This is a genomic window from Adlercreutzia sp. ZJ154, assembly GCF_011039055.1.
Taxonomy (GTDB): Bacteria; Actinomycetota; Coriobacteriia; order Coriobacteriales; family Eggerthellaceae; genus Adlercreutzia_A.
Genome location: NZ_JAAKEF010000040.1, coordinates 1 through 1,378, shown reverse-complemented (window position 1 = coordinate 1,378; position 1,378 = coordinate 1). Strand labels below are relative to the sequence as shown.

Genomic DNA, 1,378 nt, shown 5'->3' with positions numbered 1-1,378 from the left:
GGCTTATGGAAAGGGCATCGTGAATGTCACGTATGCAATGCCGGCGACTGGCTGCTTATATGGATAGTGGACAATGGCGTTGCATACTTGGAACGAACAGGCACGCATAACGAGTTATTCCGCTGATGCAGTAGACTCATTTGCACGACCATCCCCATCATCGAAATCCATCACATATGGCTTCCAGAAAGGACATTCCTGCCAGCCCTCAGAAAATCCCATGCGGTACAGCTTATCAGCGCTGCGCCTGTCAAGCAGGTCTATCAGCCTAGTGTGCCACGACGTGCTCGGCGCAACATAATCGAGCAGATAGCCCAAGATCGTTAGTATTGAAAGCATGCGGTACGGCTGGACCTCGTATGGTTTGTGCCAACGAATGTCATGCTTCGGAATGACAGGTTTGACACCAAGCTCCTTGTTCCACAGTCTGCCATGATGTGCGCAGATGTTCCTCACAACGTTCAATGCGACGAGCCACGACTCGAACAATCTTGCCGACACACCGAGCTCGCTGCTCAACTCGTTTCTAATCTCGACGCTTGCGCCTCTGTACAAAGTGAGCATCTGCCCGAAGTCCATGGTGTTCACTAGTATCCAGTAGGGCGGGATGTCGTGTGCGTCCCCGTACTTATTCCTGAAATGAACCTCGAACGGCTCACGAGAGCTCCTATGCTTAGACCTGCATTTGTCGATGAATTTCTTATAATCGCTCTCACTCAGACGGGGAAGCCCCTCGTGAATCTCGAAACCGAATGCGCCCGTATCGTGCGCAAGCTTATGGGCAAGCCTCGCTCTCGTGTATATCTCGACGCGCTCGACAGCATCCAGCACCGCGAGTCTGAACTGTCGATCGAAAACGTAATCGGACCACACGGTGTCTATCGTGGTTCCTACCCGAAACCCTTTGCCGTCCAATTGTCTGTAATCGTGCCAGTAGCCACTAAGCCTGTAATAGCCCACCTGTTCTAAGCGTCCCAGTATGTCGGCTTTGGATCCGCCCATCCCCATGCCAACAAGCTTGTCAGCCTGTTCCTCGTGGTTCAGATATGGCTTAGCGTATTCCAATCGTCTCCCATATTAAAATACAGAAAGACCCGCCAGTGAGCATGCACTTGCGTGCAGAGGCCGGCGGGTTTGCTACTAGATATGATAGCACATTGCTGGATTGTCGGAAAGCCTTTCCTCGCTCGATTTTAATGCCTGTTTTGGTGCCAGCAATCAGCAAAAGCTATTTGCAAGGGTACTCAAAGCAATCTATCGAGATAACAACGAAGGTGTCAGGGACCGGGTGATTTAAAACTCAACCACCTTTATTTGCCGCCGTGGGAGCTTAACATAAGGTTGAGCTCCCCAAATACCACATCGATCGCATATCGCA

At 51.1% G+C, this 1,378-nt stretch carries 2 protein-coding genes; one reads left to right on the top strand and one right to left on the bottom strand.

The genetic code is table 11. The annotated features are described in order from the left end of the window. Positions 1-51: 51 nt before the first annotated feature. A complete protein-coding gene (locus G7Y37_RS09255; RefSeq protein ID WP_241155962.1) occupies positions 52-126 on the top strand; it encodes a type II toxin-antitoxin system YafQ family toxin in 75 nt (24 codons plus the stop codon). Here the strand turns inward: G7Y37_RS09255 and G7Y37_RS09045 are convergent. Then, positions 115-1,065, bottom strand: coding sequence for an Abi family protein (locus G7Y37_RS09045; protein WP_165063137.1), 951 nt, complete (start codon positions 1,063-1,065; stop codon positions 115-117). The two genes, G7Y37_RS09255 and G7Y37_RS09045, sit on opposite strands and share 12 nt — an antisense overlap. Between the last annotated feature and the right edge of the window lie 313 nt (positions 1,066-1,378).